Genomic DNA, 19,486 nt, shown 5'->3' with positions numbered 1-19,486 from the left:
CTCATCACTTTTTAAAAGCTTGCACGGATTTGCATACTTCCGATATGGATGGTTCTATCACCGGAGTTTCTGCCTTCATAATTGACATTAAGTTGGATAAAGGAATTAATTGCTTGTTGGATATATAAAGTCCAAACTTGGTTTTTTCCAGCTTTCAGACCTTCTAACATTTGATTCCCAACGATGCTGAAACTGTTTCCTGTAAAATCATTATTAATGAAAGAAAAATTGGCTCTTACAGAAGTTTTTGCTTTTTCCCACTGCAAAGTTCCGGAGATTTCGTAAGTTTTCAAAAGTTCATCGCCGTCGTTTCTTTTTTTCTGACGAAGCGCGCCGGATAATTCGGTTTGCAAAGTTTCGGTTAGCTTATAAGTTCCTTTTGGTTTGGTTTCCCAGTTTTGAAGAAGATAATTTCGGGACGCATAAACCTGAGAACTGTTGGTTACATTTTGCAAGGTATTCTCCCAATCTGTACGGAAAGTCTTGGAAAAAGAATAGCCGACGTTCAGAAAATGAGATTTTTGTCCGTGTGCTTCGTTACTGTAATTGGCATTAACCAAATTATCATTATCGGTGTATCGATAACTTCCGTTCCAGCCGGATTTATCATTGGAATTAAATAAAGCCGAAGCCAAAATATTCTGAGTTCTCAGCAATTGGTCTGCTTGTTTTTCGAATGGATTCCACACCAAAACCTTGCTGCCTTTCATATAAGAATTTTGGGAAAGTAAAGACAAATTGAAATTCCAACGCTTCAGAAAAGCATTTTCAGAACTGATGATTACTGATGGATTGACGAATAAAGCGACTTGTAATTTGTTTTTGTTTGATGCGAGATAGTTAACGCTATTAGTGTAAACTCTGATGTATTGTGCCAAATCTGCATATTCTGCCACTTCGAACTCGTCTAATTGCTGAACACCATCATTGTTATAATCTGTCCATTTATAAACGCCTTGTCCATCGGTCACTTTGATGTATTGGAACTCACGCTGAGCCTCCTGACCGTTGCCTAGTTCGTAGAAAAGCTGCAGGCGCATTCCGTTTTTGAACAGTTGTTGATTGTATAAAATATTTCCCACTACAAAATCCTGATTCTGGTCATTCGCCAAAGTCTGATTTTCATAATAGAACTTCCTGTAATGGACCAAAGTGGATAGTTGTGTTTTTTCAGTTTTGATGATTTGGCTTTCCGCCATCAATCCCAAAATATTATTCATCTTCTGAAGACGATTATCCTGAACCGAATCATTACTTCGAAGATAAACCTTAGTCAATAATTTGGTTCGTGCAGAATCAGCAATTTTTTTCTGAATGAAAACCTCTTTCCAACTGAAGCTAGTTACATCTAACAATTGCGTGGCGTTATATTTTTTCTCGTTGTGTTCCATAGAACCGCCCAACATCCAGCTTCCTTTTTTACCTGCCAATTCTGTAGAGACTGCTCCGCGGATGAAAGTTGTGTTAAGGTCAGTCGATTTGGTGTCGAGATAAGAGATTGCTGCGAGATTATTGAATTTACCAATTTTCCAAATGGCGTCGATATCGTTTTTGATTCCTTTGTAAGTATCGGTTTCTTCAAGATAATTCAGTTTATAATTGATTTTTGAAGTTTTGTTAAAGTCATTTAAAAAAGAGAAAATAAATCTGTTCTGAGTAATCTGGCTGAATTCATTTGTCAAGTTAAAATCTCTCCAGAAATCAACATTGTTAATTCTATCTAAAATATGGAAGTTCTTTTGGATGACTTGATATTCCAACATTGGCGTTCCTGTCCAAGTATTTTTTCGGAATGTCTTGTTTGCATAAATTCTTGCTGCATAACCGAGGTTTTTATCATTATCCTTGGACGAAAACATATTGATGTCATAATTGCTCATTGAAACATCTGTTCCGATAACGCCTTCGCTCAAAGCATATTCGAAGTTGGCTGAGTAAACTTGTGATTTCTCCGGCGCTGGCAATTTTCGGACCGCCATATAATCCCCCAAACCGGTTCCTACATATTGGAAAACTCGCCCGTTATTGGTGGATTGCTGCAGCTGATAATCTCCTTTCCCGCTTCCGAAATAAGTGAATGAAACCTGATACAAAACCTGAGTCTGGTCGGTAGAAAACTCGTAATGAAAAGAATTGGTGTCGAATATCTTTTTGTAGAGAATTTTGTTGACGTCATATTCTGTTTCTACACCCGATGGCGAGTACATTGCGTCCGCATTGTTCCCCGCATTGACTAAAGTTTGCTGGTCTTCCTCGCTAAGGTTCAGGGAAAGCGGCGCATTTTTATTATCATTCTCCATAAACCAACTGAATCCCGCTTTGAACTTTTCACGTTGATGTTTGATGTTACCGGTGATTAAGAATCTAGTGTAATTTCGATTGGTATAATTATAAGATACATTGATGAAGTTCTGAGAATAAATCGGCCGGAAACTCGTGAAGGTGATTTCTCCGGTGTTGTAATTAATAATGTAATCCTGATTTTCGCCACGTTTCATCAATATTCCATCAATATAAACCTGCTCTGAACCAGAAATGATTGTGATGAATAATTCGCCATTTTTTCCCGTCAATCGATAAGGTCCTTGATTCCCTTCAATACCTTGAAAACGCATTCTGAAAAATTCACTTCGGGCAACACCTCCGGAAACATCAACTGAAGTTTTGTTACCATTCTTTTCCAAATTCGTGAGAAACTGCAATCCCATACTTCGTCTTTGATAACGTCCGAAATAAGTCGTTTCATCATTAAGGTCAAGATGTCCGGCTCTGATGATACTGTGATTTTTGACGTTCAGCTGAAGGTAAATCTTATCAAATTCCTGCAAAGTCTGCGTATAACCATCAGCTTGAACCGGAAGATTATGGTCTGAAATGGAAGCTAAAATCGAAACATCGGGACTCAATTTACCTGAAATTTGCATATCCATAGAACTTTGAACCGATGAACCTTGGTTATTCCCAAAAGTAATTCCTCTGATAATGGAGCCTTTGGAATTGAGTTCTCCAAGGATTCTTTTCTTGTCATTTTTAACGAGCACTTCTTCATCATAAATCACGCGATTTTGTTTTTTGATGAAGTCGAGCGTGTCTTTGGTAAAAAAATCCTGATTGATTTTAGAAATCAGAATACTGTCTTTTTTAAGGGAATCCTGAGGGATATTAGGATTTTTCCAATTGAAAATCTGTGCATTAACCGAAATTAGTGCAGAAAAAGTACAGATTATTAGAAAAATTTTATTTATCTTCGACACCCTTTTCTTGTGATGTGTAAATGTACTAATAATAGGCTTTACAGCGAATTAACAATTATTTAAAACGGAAACAGGGGATATAAAATTATACTTGAGATTAAAATTTTATATTTGGCACTCGTAAAAACGGACAGGATTAATAACAATTTTTAAACTTTATATTATGAAAAAATTCTATTCTTTATTGGCAGCAGCAGTTGTTGCTGTAAATCTTCAAGCACAAACAACGGTTTATTCTGAAAACATGGGTACGCCATCTGCTACAACTGCTATTTCAGCAAACACATTTCAAAATTCAGGAGTAACATATTCTGGTTCAGCTGATGTAAGAGTTACAACTGTGTCTACAGGGTATGCTGGAGCTTCTGGAGGTGGGAACATTTTCTTTGCTGGTACAGCAGGCACTAACTTTGTAATAAGTGGTATTAATACAACTGGTTATACAAACCTTGTACTGAGTTTTGGGCATTTGAAGTCTACTAATGCATCAAGTAATGAACTTACGGTAGAAGTAAGTGAAGATGGTACAACTTGGACACCACTAACTTATTCTAGAGCTACTGGAGGTGGATCTTCTAACGTATGGGCATTGATTACAGCTTCAGGAACTATTCCTGCTGTTCCATCTCTTAAGATTAGATTTACTAACACAATCACAGGTCAATTTAGATTAGATGATGTTAAGTTAGTTGGAACAACAGAAACTATGGCAGTAGGAGATACTACAAAAGGAAAAGCTAACTTGGTGAAAAATACAATCGTAGCAAATGAATTAATCTTCGGTGCTTCTGCAAAAGTATCAGTTTATAACACTGCTGGTCAAGTTGTAAAAACGGCTGAGGTTGCTGAAAACTCTAGATTAGATGTTTCTGCTTTGCCAAAAGGAACTTATGTAGTAACGGGTCTTGTAAACGGACAAGCGGTTTCTCAAAAAGTAATTAAGAAATAATCTTAATTTATCTAATAAACTATATTGCGCTACCATTTTTGGTAGCGTTTTTTGTTAATTCAGTTTTAATAAAGATGAATGGGAATTTAATTTTAAGTTATTGATTATTATTCTATTATTAATATTTAGTCAATACAGAATAGGGAGAGTCATGATAGATTTGTCAAAAACAAAATCTTTAATACATACTAATTATGAAAAAGTTCTATTCTTTATTAGCAGCAGTTGTTTTAACTGCAACAATCAATGCACAAATCTATTCTACAGGATTTGAATCCAGTGAGAGTTTTGCATCAGACAACGTTTACAACAATACAACAGTTACATTTAGTGGTGCCACAGGGAAACAATGGGGAACGTTCTACGGAACACCTTCTACAACTTCTCCACTGACAGGGAACCAATCAATGCAGATGAGATGGTACACTAGCGCAACAAACAGCAAAGGTTATACTTATACTAATTTCAATACTACGGGTGTGGAAAAAGTGACATTTAACGCAGCTAATACTAATGGTATTAATGTGATCGTATCTTATTCTGCAAATAATGGAACAACCTGGTTAAATCCACAAACTTTTACTTTGACAGCTACAAAAGCAGAATATACTTATAATGTGCCGTCGTCTGCAACTGGAGGTCTAAGGTTCAAATTTGAATTGACTTATACGACCGCTCCTACTGCAACCTCCAGACTTTATCTTGATGATGTTAAATTTTTTGCACCTACAATGGCTGTCATAGATGCTACAAAAGGAAAAGCTAACTTGGTTAAGACCACAATTGTATCAAATGAGTTGATTTTTGGAACTTCTGCAAAAATATCAATTTACAATACAGCTGGTCAGATTGTAAAAACTGCTGAGGTTAATGAGAATTCTAGATTAGATATTTCTGTTTTGCCTAAAGGAATTTACGTAGTGACAGGTTTGGTCGAGGGGCAGGTTGTTTCTCAGAAAGTAATTAAAAAATAACTATTTTTCTTCTTATTTTTTATTTAATCCAGCATCCCATAATACTGGATTATTTGATGATTTAAAACAGTATTAACATATAGTTCTTTTAATATGTTTACTTTTGTGCCAACAATTAAGGGGATTTTTAAGAAGATGTTAATAAGCTAATTTTAGCTCATCGAAATTCTACAACATCGATTAAAACTGAACTTACTAATGCGAAAATGTTAAAAAACAAACAAAATTTTGCGGAATACATTTTTTTATTAACTTAGCATCCCTTTAAATAATATTAAAAACAATTTTTTAAACTTTAATAAAATGAAAAAAATCTTTACAATTTTAAGTATTGCTGCTGTTTCTTTAGTATCAGCTCAAAATTTAACAGTAAACCCTAGCTTTGAAGCTGGTTTAGCTCCTTGGGCTGCTGGAACAACAGCATCTTACACTGCTCCAACTATTGCTACAACAGGTGCTCACACAGGTAACAACAGTGCAGTTTATAATGCTGCAACTGCAACAACAGGTTTTTATCAAAACGTTCCGGTAACGGAAGGGAAAACATATGTAATCTCTTTCTGGTACAAATCTTCAGGTGATGATACAGATTCAAGACTTTGGTCTGTGTATAAAAATGCTGCAAATGGTGCTGTATATACTACTGCTACTACTGAAGAAGATCCATTCAGAACTAATAATGGATATTTACCATCTGCTTCAGTATGGACTCAAAAGACTGTAGAGATGCCTGCTGGAACTGGTGCAGTTAGCTTAGATGTTGCTTTCAGAGTTTACAATGGAGGAACAGCTTCTTTTGATGATATCATGGCATATGAGAAAGGCACAATGGCTGTTTCAGATTTATCTAAGTCAAAATTCAGCTTAGTTAGAAACACTGTAGTTGGAGAAACTATCGCTTTCGCTAAAACTGCTGATATTCAAATCATAAACGCTGCTGGACAAGTTGTTAAAGCTGCTAAAGTAACAGAAGGTTCTACTTTGAACGTTGCTTCTCTTGCTAAAGGTGTTTACATCGTTACAGGTTCTGTAAACGGAGAAAAAGTAGCTCAAAAAGTGATCAAAAACTAATTATAGTTTTTCTTAAAAATAGAAGGCTTCCCAATTTGGGAAGCCTTTTTTGTTCTAAATTTTCTAACCTTAATAATCAATAATTCCTAATTTCATAGCAAGAGATATTAATTGCGCTGTATTCGTAACATTTAATTTGAAAAAAATATTTTTTCGGTGTGTTTCTACAGTATTAACACTTATAAAAAGAATTTTAGAAATTTCTGAACTAGAATACCCTTTGCTAATAGCTGTAACTATTTCTTTTTCCCGCGAGCTTAAAATATTTTTTTTAATTAAGATATCTTGAAAATCAATTTTGTTAGAATAAAAATAACTTTCATTTTTATTGTAAATATTATTTATGACCTCTATTAACCTTTCTTTAGGTGTATTTTTAAGTAAATAAGCATCTATAGATTCTCTGTTACCCATATCTTGGAAACTGCTCATTACAATTATTTTAATATTTGGAAATTCTTTTCTTACCCTATGTATGAGCTCAAGTCCATTTACTTCCGGCATAGAGATATCTGTGATCAAAATATCTATGTAATGGTTCCGAAACTGTTGTAATGCCTTTTTTGCATTATCAGCAGTAAAGATAATATTGTAGTTTTCCTCTGCTGATAATATCGAATTAATGCCATCAAGAAATAATTGGTGGTCATCCACAATACCTATATTGATCATATTGAAAAATTTATTATGATGGTCGTGCCATTATTGACAGAAGTATCAATTTCTAGATTAGCATCAAAAACTTTCAGTCTTTCTTCTATATTTTTCAGTCCTATTCCTTTAGTACCATTTATATTAAATCCCTTTCCGTTGTCTTCAATCATTAAACATATAAAATTTTCCTGCTGAGTAACACTTATTTGTGTTTTACTGGCAAAAGCATGTTTACGTATGTTGACGAGTAATTCCTGAACAATTCTATATAAGTTTGTTTTTAGCTCTTCACTAATGTTATCCAAGGCATTTTCTGGGAAAAATAATGTATTGGTTTCTATTCCATTGTCCTCATTTTGTTTTGCCAGATGGTTTATCAACTGATAAAATGTTTTTTCTTCTAAAAAATTATTACTGAGATCATGCGAGATTTCTCTTATCTCTTCGTGTAGTGTATTGATATGTTTTTGAATAATAAGAATATTGTTGTTTCGTAACGCTCCATTTTCTTTATCTAACATATAATTGATTCCTGCTAAGCTCCCTGCGATACCATCATGGAGTTCTTTTGCCAAACGATTCCGTTCTTTACTTTGTCCTTCCAGAAGATTTTTAGTTCGATTAAGCTCTAGTTGTTTGAGATTTAGTTTTTGCTGAGATTTTAGTTTGTTTTTATATAAAAAGTAACCTAGTATTAATAATATAATCATCAATCCTAAAATAAAGTACATTCTTGTTTTTCTTACTTTTTGTAATTCATTTTCTTTGCTTAACAACTGTATCTGGTTGTTCTTTTTCTCTACTTCATATTTAGCTAATAGGTGATTATAATTCTTTTCTTTTTCTAGAGTAAACAGACTGTCTTTTATTCTATAAAACAGAGTTTGATATTCGTAAGAATCTTGATAATTATTATCTTTTTTATAAATTTTGATTAAATTCTTGAGAATTTCTAATTTATAAGTAATTGGGATTCTTTCGATATTGTATTCCTTATAAGCTGATTCATAATAGTTTATAGCATTTTTAATGTCGTTTTTATTCATGTAATAAGCTCCATAATTGAAATTTAGATAAAAATAAAGGCTTTTATCGTTGAGCTGTTTTAGAAGGGCTTCTGTTTTCTTTAAAAACACTAAGGCTTTTTCATTTTTGGAACTATCCGTAGGATCTAAAAAAATATTACTCTGATTTAATCTAATATTAAACTGTTCTTGTTTATCATTGGTTAATTTGGCTAGAGAAAATGCCTTTTCATAATATTCATTAGCTTTTTTGCTGTTTTTATCTTGTAGAGCATTGGCAATGACAATATATGAAGTTAATATTCTGGCGGTATCTTTTGCTAATATGGAATACTGGGTAGTAAGATGATAATTTTTAAGTGCTGCAAGTGTGTCGCCTTTATCGATAAAAAGATTTCCAAAGTTTAAGTATAAGATTGCGTAATATTTGTTATCTGGACTTTTCTCCAAATAATATTGCATTTTTTGATATTCGTTGAAGGCTTTATCATATTCTCCTTTTTCGTAAAAGAATACACCTCTTAGATTATGGACGCGGTAAAGAGCTGAAATATTGTTTGTCTTTTTAGCATATAAAAATGCTTTTTCGTTGTAGTCTTTGCTCTTTCGGTTATTGCCAATATGATAATAATATGCAGCATATAAAATAAAACATCTCGAAGCATAGTAATCATTACCTATTTTTTTGTTAAGAACAGCGGCTTGATTACAATAATAGAAGGCAGAATCTGAATCTTTATTAATAACAGAACTGAATTTATCAAAAAGTCGATCTAATTTTTCAATTTTTTTCTGAGCAAAAACAAAAATATTATTTAGAATAATGAAGAAAATCAGAAGTTTTTTTTTCATAAAAAATCACGGCATTATGTGATAAAAATTTTTTACCCGTTGCTATATCTTTGCTAAAGATAGTTAAATTCTTGCTTTTATGAAAACGAATCTCGTAGTTATAATGTCTTTGATAATACCGTTTTTTAATGGTCAGACTACAACATGTAATTATGTAGAAGTTAACCCTAAATCTAAAGGATATCTTTGTGAAGAGAATGTTTTGTTTTTTACCAGTTCAATTGATACAGAAGTAAGAGGTGGTATCTCTGCCACAAATGAAATTTTTGTAACACCGACACAAGGTTATGGTATCCTTATTTTGCCAATCAATCCTTGTGTAGGTTGTGCCGATAATGATACAGGAGGAATTGTTGTAAAGCCTCAAAAAAGTGGCAATGGCGGTAAGGACAAATTGAAAAAATCAAATTCGCAAGAAGCTGAGAATATGCAGGAGTTGATAATTGAAAAAAATCCGGTGGACAATTTATTAAAACTTTCTTTAAGCAAGGGAATAATAAAAGAGGTTATGATTTTTGACAAAACCGGTAAACAAATCAAACACAAATACAATATATATAAAACTGCTGAAATAGACGTTAGTAGTCTTCCTAAAGGCGTCTATGGGGTGAAAACTATAACCAATAATAACCAAACTTTTACAAAACAATTTATTAAAAATTAAAAAACTATGAAAAAAACAATTATTCTAATGGGAATCCTGTGTGGGTTAAGTGCAAATGCACAATGGTCTTTAACTGGAAACTCTGGAACAGCACCAGGAACGAATTTTATTGGGACTTCCGATTCGAAAGATCTTGTTTTTAAAACGAATAATACAGAATGGATAAAGCTCACAACAAAAGGAAGATTGATATTTCAAAATATAGATTCTGGTTTGGGATGGTCGAATAACTTATACATTGGCGGAGGGAACGATACTGGTACAGGAGTAGGGAATACATCACTGGGTTTAGGATCATTGGTTGCAATTACTACTGGAACCGCTAATATTGCATTTGGTTCAAATTCATTAAGAAGTAATACAACTGGAAATAGTAATACAGCTATAGGAGCTAATGCTATAATGGGTAGTACTAATGGCAATGGTAATACTTCGATGGGGGTCAATGCATTAGCAGGATTAGGAACACAAAATGAAAATACATCTGTTGGAGTCAATTCTATGTGGAGATCTGCTGCCTCATCAGGTGACATTGCCAATTATAACTCTGCTTTTGGAGCAGCTTCATTAGCAAATGTAAATAGTGGTAATTATAACACTGCGTTAGGAAGAAGAGCTTTAAGAGCTTTGCTGAATGGATCTAATAATGTTGGGATTGGAGAAAATGCGGCATCTAATCTAACTTCTGGTAGCAATAATATAATCATTGGATACGAGTCCACTACAACTTCTGCAAGTGTAAATAACCAATTGAATATAGGAAACTGGATCAGAGGAAACAACGGAACTATTGGAATAGGAACATCTAATCTTCCATCGGATGGTATTGCTGCTGATGGAAATAAATACAAATTGTTTGTAAAAGATGGTATAAAAACTGAGAAAGTTAAAGTAGACATATCTACTGAAAATGGCTGGGCAGACTATGTTTTTGCCAAAGATTATAAGCTAATGCCATTAAAAGAGGTGGAAAGCTATATCAATACAAACGGACATCTTCCGGAAGTGCCATCTACAGAAGAAGCAATCCAAAATGGAATAGAGTTAAAAGAAATGAACATTCTCTTGCTGAAAAAAATAGAAGAATTGACACTTCACCTTATTAATCAGAATCAAAGAATTGAACAATTGGAAACAACCCATAAAAAATAAGAATATGAGAAGTTTCTTTTGTTTTCTTCTGTTTTATGCAATGAGCTGGGGAATAGCACAAAATAACCCTTTCCAAATATCTTGCTTAGACCAAGACTTTGCACAAATTTCAATAGGTAACGCTGATTTACTGGCTGGGACAAATTGTGGCAATACATCTATGTATTCTTACCAGAGTAGTCTATATCTACCTAATCCATCAGATGAAATTATATATATAAAATTGAATTTTATTTTCCTTACTAAACCTGATGGTACTGGAAATTTTGACCCTAATAACCAAGAGCATCAAATACTTTGGGATGAGATTATATCAAGAGCTAATCAGACTTTACTAAATTTAGATGGTTCACCCACGACTTCCTGTCAAGGTTATGGTCAAAATAATCTGACAAATACTAAATTTCAAATTATTGTTAACAAAATATGGAAAGTTGACCCTGCTTGGGATTATCTACAAACTGGATTTGTTCCTTGTAGTTTATCAGGATCTCCCATTACTTGTACAGGTTTTAATAAGTTATATCCGCCTACTTCAGAGTATTATTATTCTTATTATGATAATGATCCAACAATCCCTGAAGGTATTAATGTAGTCTTCGCAAATAATGGAAATGTTTATAATGAGATAGTTAACAATCATAACTATACTTCTCCTGGTGGGCAAGGATGGGCTGCATCTCAATCTCCATCTGAAACAAACTTGTCTGAAAAATTAAGACAGTTTTTCCCAGATACTTTTAATGGATATCTTACGGCAAAATATTACCACGCAGATAATCCTGACCCAAATAGTCCTGTACCTAACACACCTTGGTCAGTGGTAAGAAGCTGGTATGTCACTAATATGAGAAAAGGTATCTTGCATGAAATGGGACACAATTTCGATTTAGGACACGAAAATAATTGCTTTCCTAATATTATGAATCAGAATGGAGTTGCTTCAGGAAATTATCTCTATAATCAACAAATATCTACGATGTATTTTGCTGCATCAAAAAAAAGTGTAAGACAATTTATTAGCACTGATTCTTTTAAAAATACTAATTTAAATGTAACTAGTAATGAATTATGGGATTTAAACTTCAGACTGTACTCCAATGTTAAAATTGATAACAACTCAAGTTTGAAAGCGACTTGTAAAATTATAATGGCTCCGGACAGTAGATTCATTGTAAAAGATGGCAGCAATTTTATAATTGAAGGAGCTGAAATCATATCTGCCAATAATACTTCTTGGAATGGTATTAAAGTAGAGGGTAATGGCTATCTTTTAATAAATCCTAATACATTCATTAATACTAATCATTTTTATGCTTATGCAGATAATACTCCTTTGTCAAATGGAAAAGCAAGTAATAATTTTGATAAAATCAATAAAAATATTATTGAAAATAGTATAGTAGACAAAGATTATAGAATCTATCCTAATCCTACTGGAGACTTTATTAATATTGACACAAAGAATAACATTTCTAAAGTTGAGGTTTATAATCTACTAAATAAATCCTTCTCATCAATGCTAAAAGACAATAGGATAGATGTTAGAAATTTACCTCAAGGTAATTATATTCTAAAGATATATAGTAGTTCAGGAGAAAAAACAATACATTTTATCAAAAAATAATCACAAAAAACTAATAACACATTCTCTATATTTTTTAAGCCACCGAATTTTCGGTGGTTTTTTTATTTCTAGAAAACCCCGCGTCTCAAATTATTAATCAAAGCTCCAAGGTTCAAAACCAAAGTATATCGGATTCTGTAACCATAATCTTTGAAACCAGCTTCGAAGCCTAAACTAGAGGCAACGGGAAAATAAACTTCTAAGAAATCCGGAATGACCTTCACTTTTATTCCAGAATCCCAAATGAATTGTGTTGCTCTGTTTTTGTTCTTGTAAACGCCGGCATCTGCATAAACATTAAACCATTTCCAAACGTGAGAATCTACATTCAAACTGGTGATAAACTGATTGACTGAAGTATTGAACATCGATTTGAAGCCGCCTTCTGCCAAAATGAACTGCTGGGAAAGAATCCCAGAAGTCGCACTCTGACCCAACAATCCATAAGAAAAAGAGTAGTTGGAAACACGTGAAATTCCATAATTAAACAAAGCGTTTTTGGTGTCGTTTCTTAAAAAATAACCTGCAAACCAACGGAAACTTATTTTTTTATCTTTTGCAAATTCCCAACGGTAAAATGCTTCTGCAGAAATCTTTTGGAAATCTTCCATCCATTGCAAGTTCCCAGAGATATATTTTTCGTGAATCAATCGGTTGTCGGAGTAGGAATAACCCAGATTCCAAAGGTTATATTTGGAGTAAAGATTATTTTCAATCATCAGTGGAGTGAGTTCTCTATCGTAGTAATTGTAGGAAAAGTAAAGGCTTCTTCCCAACGCACTTCTCGGGTTTTTATTGAAATTAATGGATGTTCCAGCTCCAAATCTTTTATAGGCTAAATTATTATTATAATGAAAATAAGATCCGGAAACGGAAAAATTCCAGCTTCTGAAAAAACTATTCGGTGGTAAAATTGAATAACCAAGTGCTCCAGAACCTGTCAGCTTTCCAGTTCCTGTACTATAATAAGGTGTGAAAGAATAATCAAATTTCTGGTCAAAAATTCCTTGATTCTTGAAATTCATCCCTATAAGAACTTTATCATAAGCATTAAAAGTCAACCTCGGCGTCAGGAAAATTTCATTATATTCTGGATTTTGGATATCCTTTATCAACTTGAATCTTATCTTTTTTGTGTTTGAGAATAATCCTTTGGTATAAATATAATTGTCCCGATAGTTAGACTCCGGAAAGATGTAATTATCATTTAAAACAATTTTTTCTACATCTTTTTTCGGAACCGAAAGTGTATCACTCTTAGCCAAACTCGACTCTTTCCAAAATGTAGAAGTTTCGCCGGAATTCTTCTCTGTTTCTACTTTTAGAGGTATTTCCAGTGTATTATTTTTACGAATATCAATCAAATAATTCTCTTTTTGCTCTTTGATGTTTTTTAGATTGAAATTGATTCTGTGTTTTTCAGACATCATTTGCTGCAAGAAATTAGACTTTCCGTTGGAGAATGTTTTCAATTCATCTAAAAATTTTTGACCATCTGTTTTGGATTGATAATTAGCAGAAAGGTAATCTCTTAGAAAATTATCAAAGGATTGCCTTCCTGTATATTCTGAGATTTGAGCCAAAAGACTTCCCGTCTCAAACTGACTAATAGCCGTTGTATTGAAGTTGCTCAGAAGATAATAAGGTGTTGTGATTTTTTGGTCGAGGTTCTGGGTTGAGATGTAATGATAAGCCAAACCATAACGCTCCGCAAGTTTTAGTTTCGAAGCGTGAAATAGCTTCAAAGGTTTGATGCCGAAGATGCTGGCATTATCGGGAAGATTTCCCAAAAGTTTATGTTCTGGATAGAACTGTTTAAGATATTCAATCTCTAGATAGGACTTCAAGCCATTCTTTAACCAATGGTCTTGCGTTTTATTGGTTATGAAATAGTTATCCATTACTTTCTTAGAAATCACACTGAAGTAATCCAAATCCGTCTTTTCATAATCCGTAAACAACTGGTATTTGAATTTCCAGAACTTAACATCATCAATCCCGATAAACTCTTCTTTATTGAAGAATTTTTGAGTGATGAACAATTTGTCAGGAAGATTTCCAACTCTTGTTTTTATGAATTTGAGATGATTCGTAATAACAGAACCTAGAATCTGACGCTGATATTCCGTGACCTGATAACCTAGCCGAAGATTGATTTGCTGTCCATCGATATTAACTGGAAACTCAGGATAGATTTCTTTTGAAATTTGAAATTCAGGATCGTTGATAGATTTGCCTTCGAACTCAGAATTGTTATTTTGATTAAGGTTAGAATAGATTTTCCAATTGTTTGGAACCTCGAAATTTATTTTCCAGAATGAGCCTGCATTAGCTGTTTCTTCGGTATCACGATAGAACGATTTTTTTTGAGAATCATCTTCATAAGTTTCTGGGACAAGGAAAAAATATTTTAACAGAATATGATTCACATCCACACCATAACCCGTAAATCTTGCGTCAGGCAGTTTGATGTCATATTTCAAATTAAGCTTGATACTTTTTCCAGAATCCAAAGGTTCGGAAAGGGGAATGAGAATGTTTTCCTGAGTTTTATTAAGAATTTCAGCAGAAATATTTCCGTAAGAGTATTGGAGACTTTCTAACTGCCCGAGCTGATTATCCTTAGCAAAATACAAATCCTTCTTTCGGTCTTCAATTTTTCGTTTAAGAAGTGGTGTTTTACGTTTCTGGTAAGCCGAAACCCAATTCAGAAGTTTGATTTGACTGATAGATTTCGGATGCGGATTATTGTAAAACAAAGTCTGTTCTACGGAAATCGATTTTTGGTCTTCATTCAGTTTCACATTCAACAAAATGCTGTCTTGCTGAGACTTTGCCCAGAAAAAAGGAATAAATAGAGCCAAACATAAAAGAAATCGCTTCATCAAAAAATATAAGTAACTAAAACTACTACTTTTTTTCTGATGAAGTGTGGGTTATGATTGTTAAAGTTTTTGTTTGAAAATAAAGATTGTCAGTCTGAGGCTCTCGAAGACAAATATAAACTTAAAAATCGTCAGATTTTTTCCTTATAAAGTTACTGATTGGGAAACTTTCTCTTGGAGAGATTAGGCAATTTTTCCCATTCGTCATTAATGATTGCTTCCTTTTTGACTCTGCTCCAACCTTTCACTTGTTTTTCAAAAGCAATCGCTTGATTTACATCATTGAATTCTGTGTAATAAACAATTTCAACTGGTCGTCTTGTGTAAGTATAAGAATTCGGATTTTGTCCATTCTGATGATAGAGAAAACGGGTTTCCAAATCGTTTGTCACGCCTGTGTAATAAGTATTGTCTGTGCAAAGCAAAATGTAAACGTAATAGCGTTTCATAATTGTGTTTTTATCAAAGTTAATTAAATTTGGAAAAAGCAAAGCTTTTGAGTTTTTCATTTGTCTTCGAGAGCCTCAGACTGACATTTGCAATTATAAAATTTCGAACTAATTACATCAAAAACCCCTTCAGAGTTTCAAACTCTGAAGGGGTTAATTAATATTTTAAATCATTTAGAACATTTACAACATTTACAAAGAATCTTGATAGGCTTTCCAACCTTCGTTTTTGTAACGTAAAGCTTCTTGTTCTGGCTCGTCAGCTTTGTAAATTCCGCGTCCCACGATGATAAAATCTGTACCGTAATTTTTGATCACATGTTCCGGAGAATTATATTGTTGTCCTTTGTCATCACCAGTTGTTCCCAAATTCACACCTGGCGTGAAAAGAAGAAGGTTATCAGGAATTTGATTTTGAGCGACGCAACCGATAATATTTGGGTGGTTTTCTATGACTTTCAAAGCTTCTTCACGATAATGAGAGTCGGTTAAAGTGCCTTGAGAAGACATTCCTAAAATTGCTACAACACCAACATTTATAAAACAATCCAGGCTTTTGCTTCCGCCAATAACGTGAGATGTTACCAAATCTGCCCAATTGGAAATCTTGTAAGTTCCATAAGAAAATTGCAATTCCTGAGTGTTTCCGATATCGGCAAATTTTCGGTCTTCCATTAAAAGGAAATTATGTTTTGTTGCCAAATCTTTAAGTGGAAGAATCGTTTCATCAGCATCGAAATCATTCAGGATATCAATATGTGTTTTAAGAGCCACAATATGAGGTCCAACAAAATCTGCGAAATCCAATAATTCTTTTGTAGTGATGAAGTCAGCCGAAGCAATCAGGTTTGACTTTTTCTCAATAGCAATTTCAAGGATTTTCTTCGCGAAAGAATGTTCAGCAACTTCCAGTTTTTGTTCGTAAGACAAACGTTTCTTCTCTTCAAAAACAACTTGATTTCCGTTCACAAAATCTCGGATTCTTGCCACTTCTTCATCATCGATATAATTAACTTCTCTTAAGATTTCCACAACTTCAGAAATATTGAAAAGCGAATGAACTTTGTAGCCTTTTTCTTCCAATTTTTCTTTTCCACCTTGTTCTCTGTCCAAAACCACAACGATGTCAGAAACCTTGATTCCTTCATTTTCAACTTCATCAATCGTCTCAACCAAAGATTTTCCGGATGTAATGACATCTTCTACCAAAAGACAGTTCTGTCCTTTTTCATAAATGCCTTCAATCAGTTTTTTTGTTCCGTAAGATTTAGCTTCTTTTCTTTTGATAATCAACGGAATGTAACTTTCAAGAGACATAGCAGTTGCCATTGGAAGCGCCGCATAAGGAACACCACAGATGATATCAAAATTATCCAAAGGAAGCATTTCCAAAAGATAATTGGCTAGTTTTTTTAGGATTTTCGGGTCAGAAGCGAGAGGTCGCAAATCAACATAAAACGGACTTTCTATCCCGCTTTTCAGTGTGAAACGCCCAAATTTGATGATCCCGAGTTTGTAGCACTCGAGGAAAAATTCTTTTTTACTTTCCATTTACTTTCTTTAGATTTCTACAAATTTAAGGCTAATTTTTATTAACCACAAAAGCACAAAAGTTTGAAAAATCAAAAATACAATTTTGTCATTCCGTAGGAATCTCTACAGAGTTTACTTAGATTCCAAACTAAATGCTCAAAATATTTCATTGAATTTTTCACCACTTTCTTTTGTTTATTCCTCTTTCCATTTCGGATTCGCAGCAAAAATTCTTTCATTGATTTTGCAATCGTCGGAATGTGCACCTTTCAGAAAACCGATGCTCATCAGAAACTCGCCAACAATTTCTCCCCCTGTGAATCGGAAAGTTTTTTTGAATAATTTTACCCATTCTTCCTTGGTTTTAGGATGATGATGCTCCAGCCATTTTTCGAAGGAACCAAATTCCTTTTTGAGTTCCAAAATGGTTTTGGCGTTTTCTATGGCTGCATTGACTTTGAGTTTATTTCTGATGATTCCCGTGTCAGCCAATAATCTCTCCCAGTCTTTTTCTGTGTAAGCGGCAATTTTCTCAATACTGAAATTACTGTAAGCTTTTCGGAAAGAATCTTCCTTTTTTAGAATCGTTTCCCAACTCAATCCAGCCTGATTGATTTCCATAATCAACCTTCCGAAAAGTTCATCATCATTATGAATTGGGAAACCATAATGATTATCGTGGTAATTTTTGTGCAATGCTTTTCGGTCTTCGGGTTGCATTGTTTCTATAGCTTGACAATAGGACATCGTTTTTGTATTAAATTTTAAATGTAAAGATAATTAACCCTTAATCATTCACAATTAAAAATTACAATTTCTTATCTTCGTAAAAAGCTTTTTCAAAATGAACAAAACATTATCCTTTTCCTTTTTCCTTTTATCTTTTGTTTTTTTCAATGCTCAAATTGAAGAAAAAAAACTGGACGAACTCATTCAAAATTCTATAAAAACCTTTGATGTTCCAGGAATGTCTGTTGGTATTGTAAAAGACGGAAAACTGATTTATGCTAAAGGTTTCGGAGTTCGTTCACTTAAAAACAACCAGCCGATGGATGATAATACTTTGGTGGGAATTGCTTCTAATAGTAAAGGTTTTACTTGTACTGCTTTGGCGATTTTGGCTGATGAAGGCAAAATCAACTGGGACGATAAAGTGACAAAATATATCCCTGAATTCCAAATGGCAGATGCTTATGTTTCTCAAAATGTGACCATCAAAGATTTGGTGACACACAGAGCTGGATTAGGATTGGGACAAGGCGATTTGATGTTTTTCCCGGAAGGCGGAAACTTGACGGTGAATGATATTGTTCACAATGTAAGATTCCTTAAACCGGAAAATCCGTTCCGTACGACTTTAGATTATAATAATATAATGTTCATTGTAGCCGGGGAAGTGATTCATAGAGTTTCCGGTTTACAATGGGCAGATTTTATCGAGCAGAGAATTATGAAACCTGTCGGGATGACAGCGAGTTTTGGGTCTTATAACCGTGCAAAAAATTCACAAAATATCATCGATGCCCACGCTCCGGTTGATGGAAAAGCAATCGCTGTTCCTCACGATTGGAATGAAACAGCGAATGCGGCAGGCGGAATTATGAGTAACATCCAGGATATGACAACTTGGGCCAATTTCCTTTTGAATGGATTTGTGACCAAAGACGGGAAACGGCTGGTTTCTGAGAAAAATGCTCACGAACTTTGGAGTCTTCAGATTCCTGATAAGGTTGGGTTGACTTCGCCTTATGATACGCATTTTTATGGTTACGGATTAGGCTGGTTTTTGAGCGATGTGAAAGGCCATTTGCAGGTTCAGCATTCCGGCGGTTTGATTGGGACTGTGACGCATTTTACATTGATTCCAGATTTGAAACTGGGAATTGTAGTTTTGACGAATCAACAATCTGGCGCAGCTTTCTCGACGATTACCAACTCTGTGAAAGATGCTTATCTAGGTGTTGAAAACCGTGATTGGCTAAAACTTTATGACGATAGAAATAAAAAGAATGAAGAGACTTTCGCAAAACAGAAGAAAGAAGTTTACGATAAATCTTCGAAGTTCAAATCAGATTTGAAAGACGAGCAATTTATTGGCTGGTACAAAGATGATTGGTTCGGAATTGTTGAGGTGTCCAAGCAGGGCAAAGGTTATAGAATTATTTCTAAGTCTTCTCCAAGACTGAAAGGCGATTTGATTCCCTATTCTGCGAATGCTTTTGTAGCGAAATGGGATGACAGAAGCTATGATGCGGATGCGTTTTTTACTTTGAATTTTGATGAAAATGGAAAAGCGGTTTCTGCGAAAATGAAACCGATTTCCGATGTGACGGATTTTAGTTTTGATTTTGAGGATTTGGATTTGAAGAAGATTAATTAGGATTAATAATTTTCAAT

14 protein-coding genes are annotated in these 19,486 nt (G+C 33.9%); 7 read left to right on the top strand and 7 right to left on the bottom strand.

All coding sequences use genetic code 11. The annotated features are described in order from the left end of the window. Positions 1-11 precede the first annotated feature (11 nt). The gene (locus tag KI430_RS08140; protein WP_410744669.1) at positions 12-3,254 is read right to left on the bottom strand and encodes a hypothetical protein; all 3,243 of its coding nucleotides are present in this window, start codon (positions 3,252-3,254) and stop codon (positions 12-14) included. A 163-nt stretch (positions 3,255-3,417) separates the two neighbouring features. Between KI430_RS08140 and KI430_RS08135 the strand changes: the two genes are divergently transcribed. The 3 genes from KI430_RS08135 (at position 3,418) to KI430_RS08125 (ending at position 6,248) form a co-directional block, all read left to right on the top strand. Further along, on the top strand, positions 3,418-4,203 hold the full coding sequence (locus KI430_RS08135) for a T9SS type A sorting domain-containing protein (RefSeq protein ID WP_248877992.1): 786 nt from the start codon (positions 3,418-3,420) through the stop codon (positions 4,201-4,203). Positions 4,204-4,397: 194 nt separating this feature from the next. Beyond that, positions 4,398-5,177, top strand: a complete 780-nt coding sequence (locus KI430_RS08130) for a T9SS type A sorting domain-containing protein (protein WP_248877990.1) — start codon at positions 4,398-4,400, stop codon at positions 5,175-5,177. Between the two features lie 303 nt (positions 5,178-5,480). Then, positions 5,481-6,248 carry a carbohydrate binding domain-containing protein gene (locus tag KI430_RS08125; RefSeq protein ID WP_248877987.1) on the top strand — a complete coding sequence of 256 codons (768 nt, stop codon included), beginning with the start codon at positions 5,481-5,483 and terminating at the stop codon, positions 6,246-6,248. Positions 6,249-6,317: 69 nt separating this feature from the next. On the opposite strand, the gene KI430_RS08120 is transcribed toward KI430_RS08125, so the two are convergent. Beyond that, on the bottom strand, positions 6,318-6,920 hold the full coding sequence (locus tag KI430_RS08120) for a response regulator transcription factor (RefSeq protein ID WP_248877979.1): 603 nt from the start codon (positions 6,918-6,920) through the stop codon (positions 6,318-6,320). After that, positions 6,917-8,779 carry an ATP-binding protein gene (locus KI430_RS08115; RefSeq protein WP_248877978.1) on the bottom strand — a complete coding sequence of 621 codons (1,863 nt, stop codon included), beginning with the start codon at positions 8,777-8,779 and terminating at the stop codon, positions 6,917-6,919. Before KI430_RS08115 ends, KI430_RS08120 begins: the two co-directional genes overlap by 4 nt. Before the next feature lie 79 nt (positions 8,780-8,858). On the opposite strand from KI430_RS08115, the gene KI430_RS08110 reads away from it, so the two are divergent. From KI430_RS08110 to KI430_RS08100, 3 genes are read left to right on the top strand one after another with little or no spacing between them, the layout of a single operon-like run. After that, positions 8,859-9,443 (top strand): T9SS type A sorting domain-containing protein, encoded by a 585-nt coding sequence (locus KI430_RS08110; RefSeq protein WP_248877977.1) that lies wholly within the window; start codon positions 8,859-8,861, stop codon positions 9,441-9,443. A gap of 6 nt (positions 9,444-9,449) precedes the next feature. Further along, on the top strand, positions 9,450-10,595 hold the full coding sequence (locus KI430_RS08105) for a hypothetical protein (RefSeq protein ID WP_248877976.1): 1,146 nt from the start codon (positions 9,450-9,452) through the stop codon (positions 10,593-10,595). Positions 10,596-10,599: 4 nt separating this feature from the next. Then, positions 10,600-12,222, top strand: a complete 1,623-nt coding sequence (locus KI430_RS08100; RefSeq protein ID WP_248877975.1) for a T9SS type A sorting domain-containing protein — start codon at positions 10,600-10,602, stop codon at positions 12,220-12,222. 68 nt (positions 12,223-12,290) lie between these two features. On the opposite strand, the gene KI430_RS08095 is transcribed toward KI430_RS08100, so the two are convergent. From KI430_RS08095 to KI430_RS08080, 4 genes are all read right to left on the bottom strand, one after another. Then, a complete protein-coding gene (locus KI430_RS08095; RefSeq protein ID WP_248877974.1) occupies positions 12,291-15,107 on the bottom strand; it encodes an aminopeptidase in 2,817 nt (938 codons plus the stop codon). Between the two features lie 152 nt (positions 15,108-15,259). After that, positions 15,260-15,556 (bottom strand): GIY-YIG nuclease family protein, encoded by a 297-nt coding sequence (locus tag KI430_RS08090; RefSeq protein ID WP_248877973.1) that lies wholly within the window; start codon positions 15,554-15,556, stop codon positions 15,260-15,262. A gap of 192 nt (positions 15,557-15,748) precedes the next feature. Further along, positions 15,749-17,107, bottom strand: coding sequence for an orotidine-5'-phosphate decarboxylase (pyrF, locus tag KI430_RS08085; protein ID WP_248877971.1), 1,359 nt, complete (start codon positions 17,105-17,107; stop codon positions 15,749-15,751). A 177-nt stretch (positions 17,108-17,284) separates the two neighbouring features. Beyond that, positions 17,285-17,836, bottom strand: coding sequence for a DNA-3-methyladenine glycosylase I (locus KI430_RS08080; protein ID WP_248877969.1), 552 nt, complete (start codon positions 17,834-17,836; stop codon positions 17,285-17,287). Positions 17,837-17,933: 97 nt separating this feature from the next. Here KI430_RS08080 and KI430_RS08075 point away from each other — a divergent pair, with 97 nt between their 5' ends. After that, a complete protein-coding gene (locus KI430_RS08075) occupies positions 17,934-19,469 on the top strand; it encodes a serine hydrolase (RefSeq protein WP_248877967.1) in 1,536 nt (511 codons plus the stop codon). The last annotated feature ends 17 nt before the right edge of the window (positions 19,470-19,486 follow it).

Origin of the sequence: Epilithonimonas zeae (assembly GCF_023278365.1) — a bacterium.
Classification (GTDB): domain Bacteria; phylum Bacteroidota; class Bacteroidia; order Flavobacteriales; family Weeksellaceae; genus Epilithonimonas; species Epilithonimonas zeae_A.
This window is presented reverse-complemented; position numbering and strand designations above follow the sequence as displayed.

Excerpts from the sequence above, each read along its gene's own strand:
- KI430_RS08115 (WP_248877978.1), bottom strand. The coding sequence starts at position 8,779 with ATGAAAAAAAAACTTCTGATTTTCTTCATTATTCTAAATAATATTTTT.
- KI430_RS08090 (WP_248877973.1), bottom strand. The coding sequence starts at position 15,556 with ATGAAACGCTATTACGTTTACATTTTGCTTTGCACAGACAATACTTAT.
- KI430_RS08110 (WP_248877977.1), top strand. The coding sequence starts at position 8,859 with ATGAAAACGAATCTCGTAGTTATAATGTCTTTGATAATACCGTTTTTT.
- KI430_RS08135 (WP_248877992.1), top strand. The coding sequence starts at position 3,418 with ATGAAAAAATTCTATTCTTTATTGGCAGCAGCAGTTGTTGCTGTAAAT.
- KI430_RS08095 (WP_248877974.1), bottom strand. The coding sequence starts at position 15,107 with ATGAAGCGATTTCTTTTATGTTTGGCTCTATTTATTCCTTTTTTCTGG.
- KI430_RS08105 (WP_248877976.1), top strand. The coding sequence starts at position 9,450 with ATGAAAAAAACAATTATTCTAATGGGAATCCTGTGTGGGTTAAGTGCA.
- KI430_RS08080 (WP_248877969.1), bottom strand. The coding sequence starts at position 17,836 with ATGTCCTATTGTCAAGCTATAGAAACAATGCAACCCGAAGACCGAAAA.
- KI430_RS08130 (WP_248877990.1), top strand. The coding sequence starts at position 4,398 with ATGAAAAAGTTCTATTCTTTATTAGCAGCAGTTGTTTTAACTGCAACA.
- pyrF (WP_248877971.1), bottom strand. The coding sequence starts at position 17,107 with ATGGAAAGTAAAAAAGAATTTTTCCTCGAGTGCTACAAACTCGGGATC.
- KI430_RS08120 (WP_248877979.1), bottom strand. The coding sequence starts at position 6,920 with ATGATCAATATAGGTATTGTGGATGACCACCAATTATTTCTTGATGGC.
- KI430_RS08100 (WP_248877975.1), top strand. The coding sequence starts at position 10,600 with ATGAGAAGTTTCTTTTGTTTTCTTCTGTTTTATGCAATGAGCTGGGGA.
- KI430_RS08125 (WP_248877987.1), top strand. The coding sequence starts at position 5,481 with ATGAAAAAAATCTTTACAATTTTAAGTATTGCTGCTGTTTCTTTAGTA.
- KI430_RS08075 (WP_248877967.1), top strand. The coding sequence starts at position 17,934 with ATGAACAAAACATTATCCTTTTCCTTTTTCCTTTTATCTTTTGTTTTT.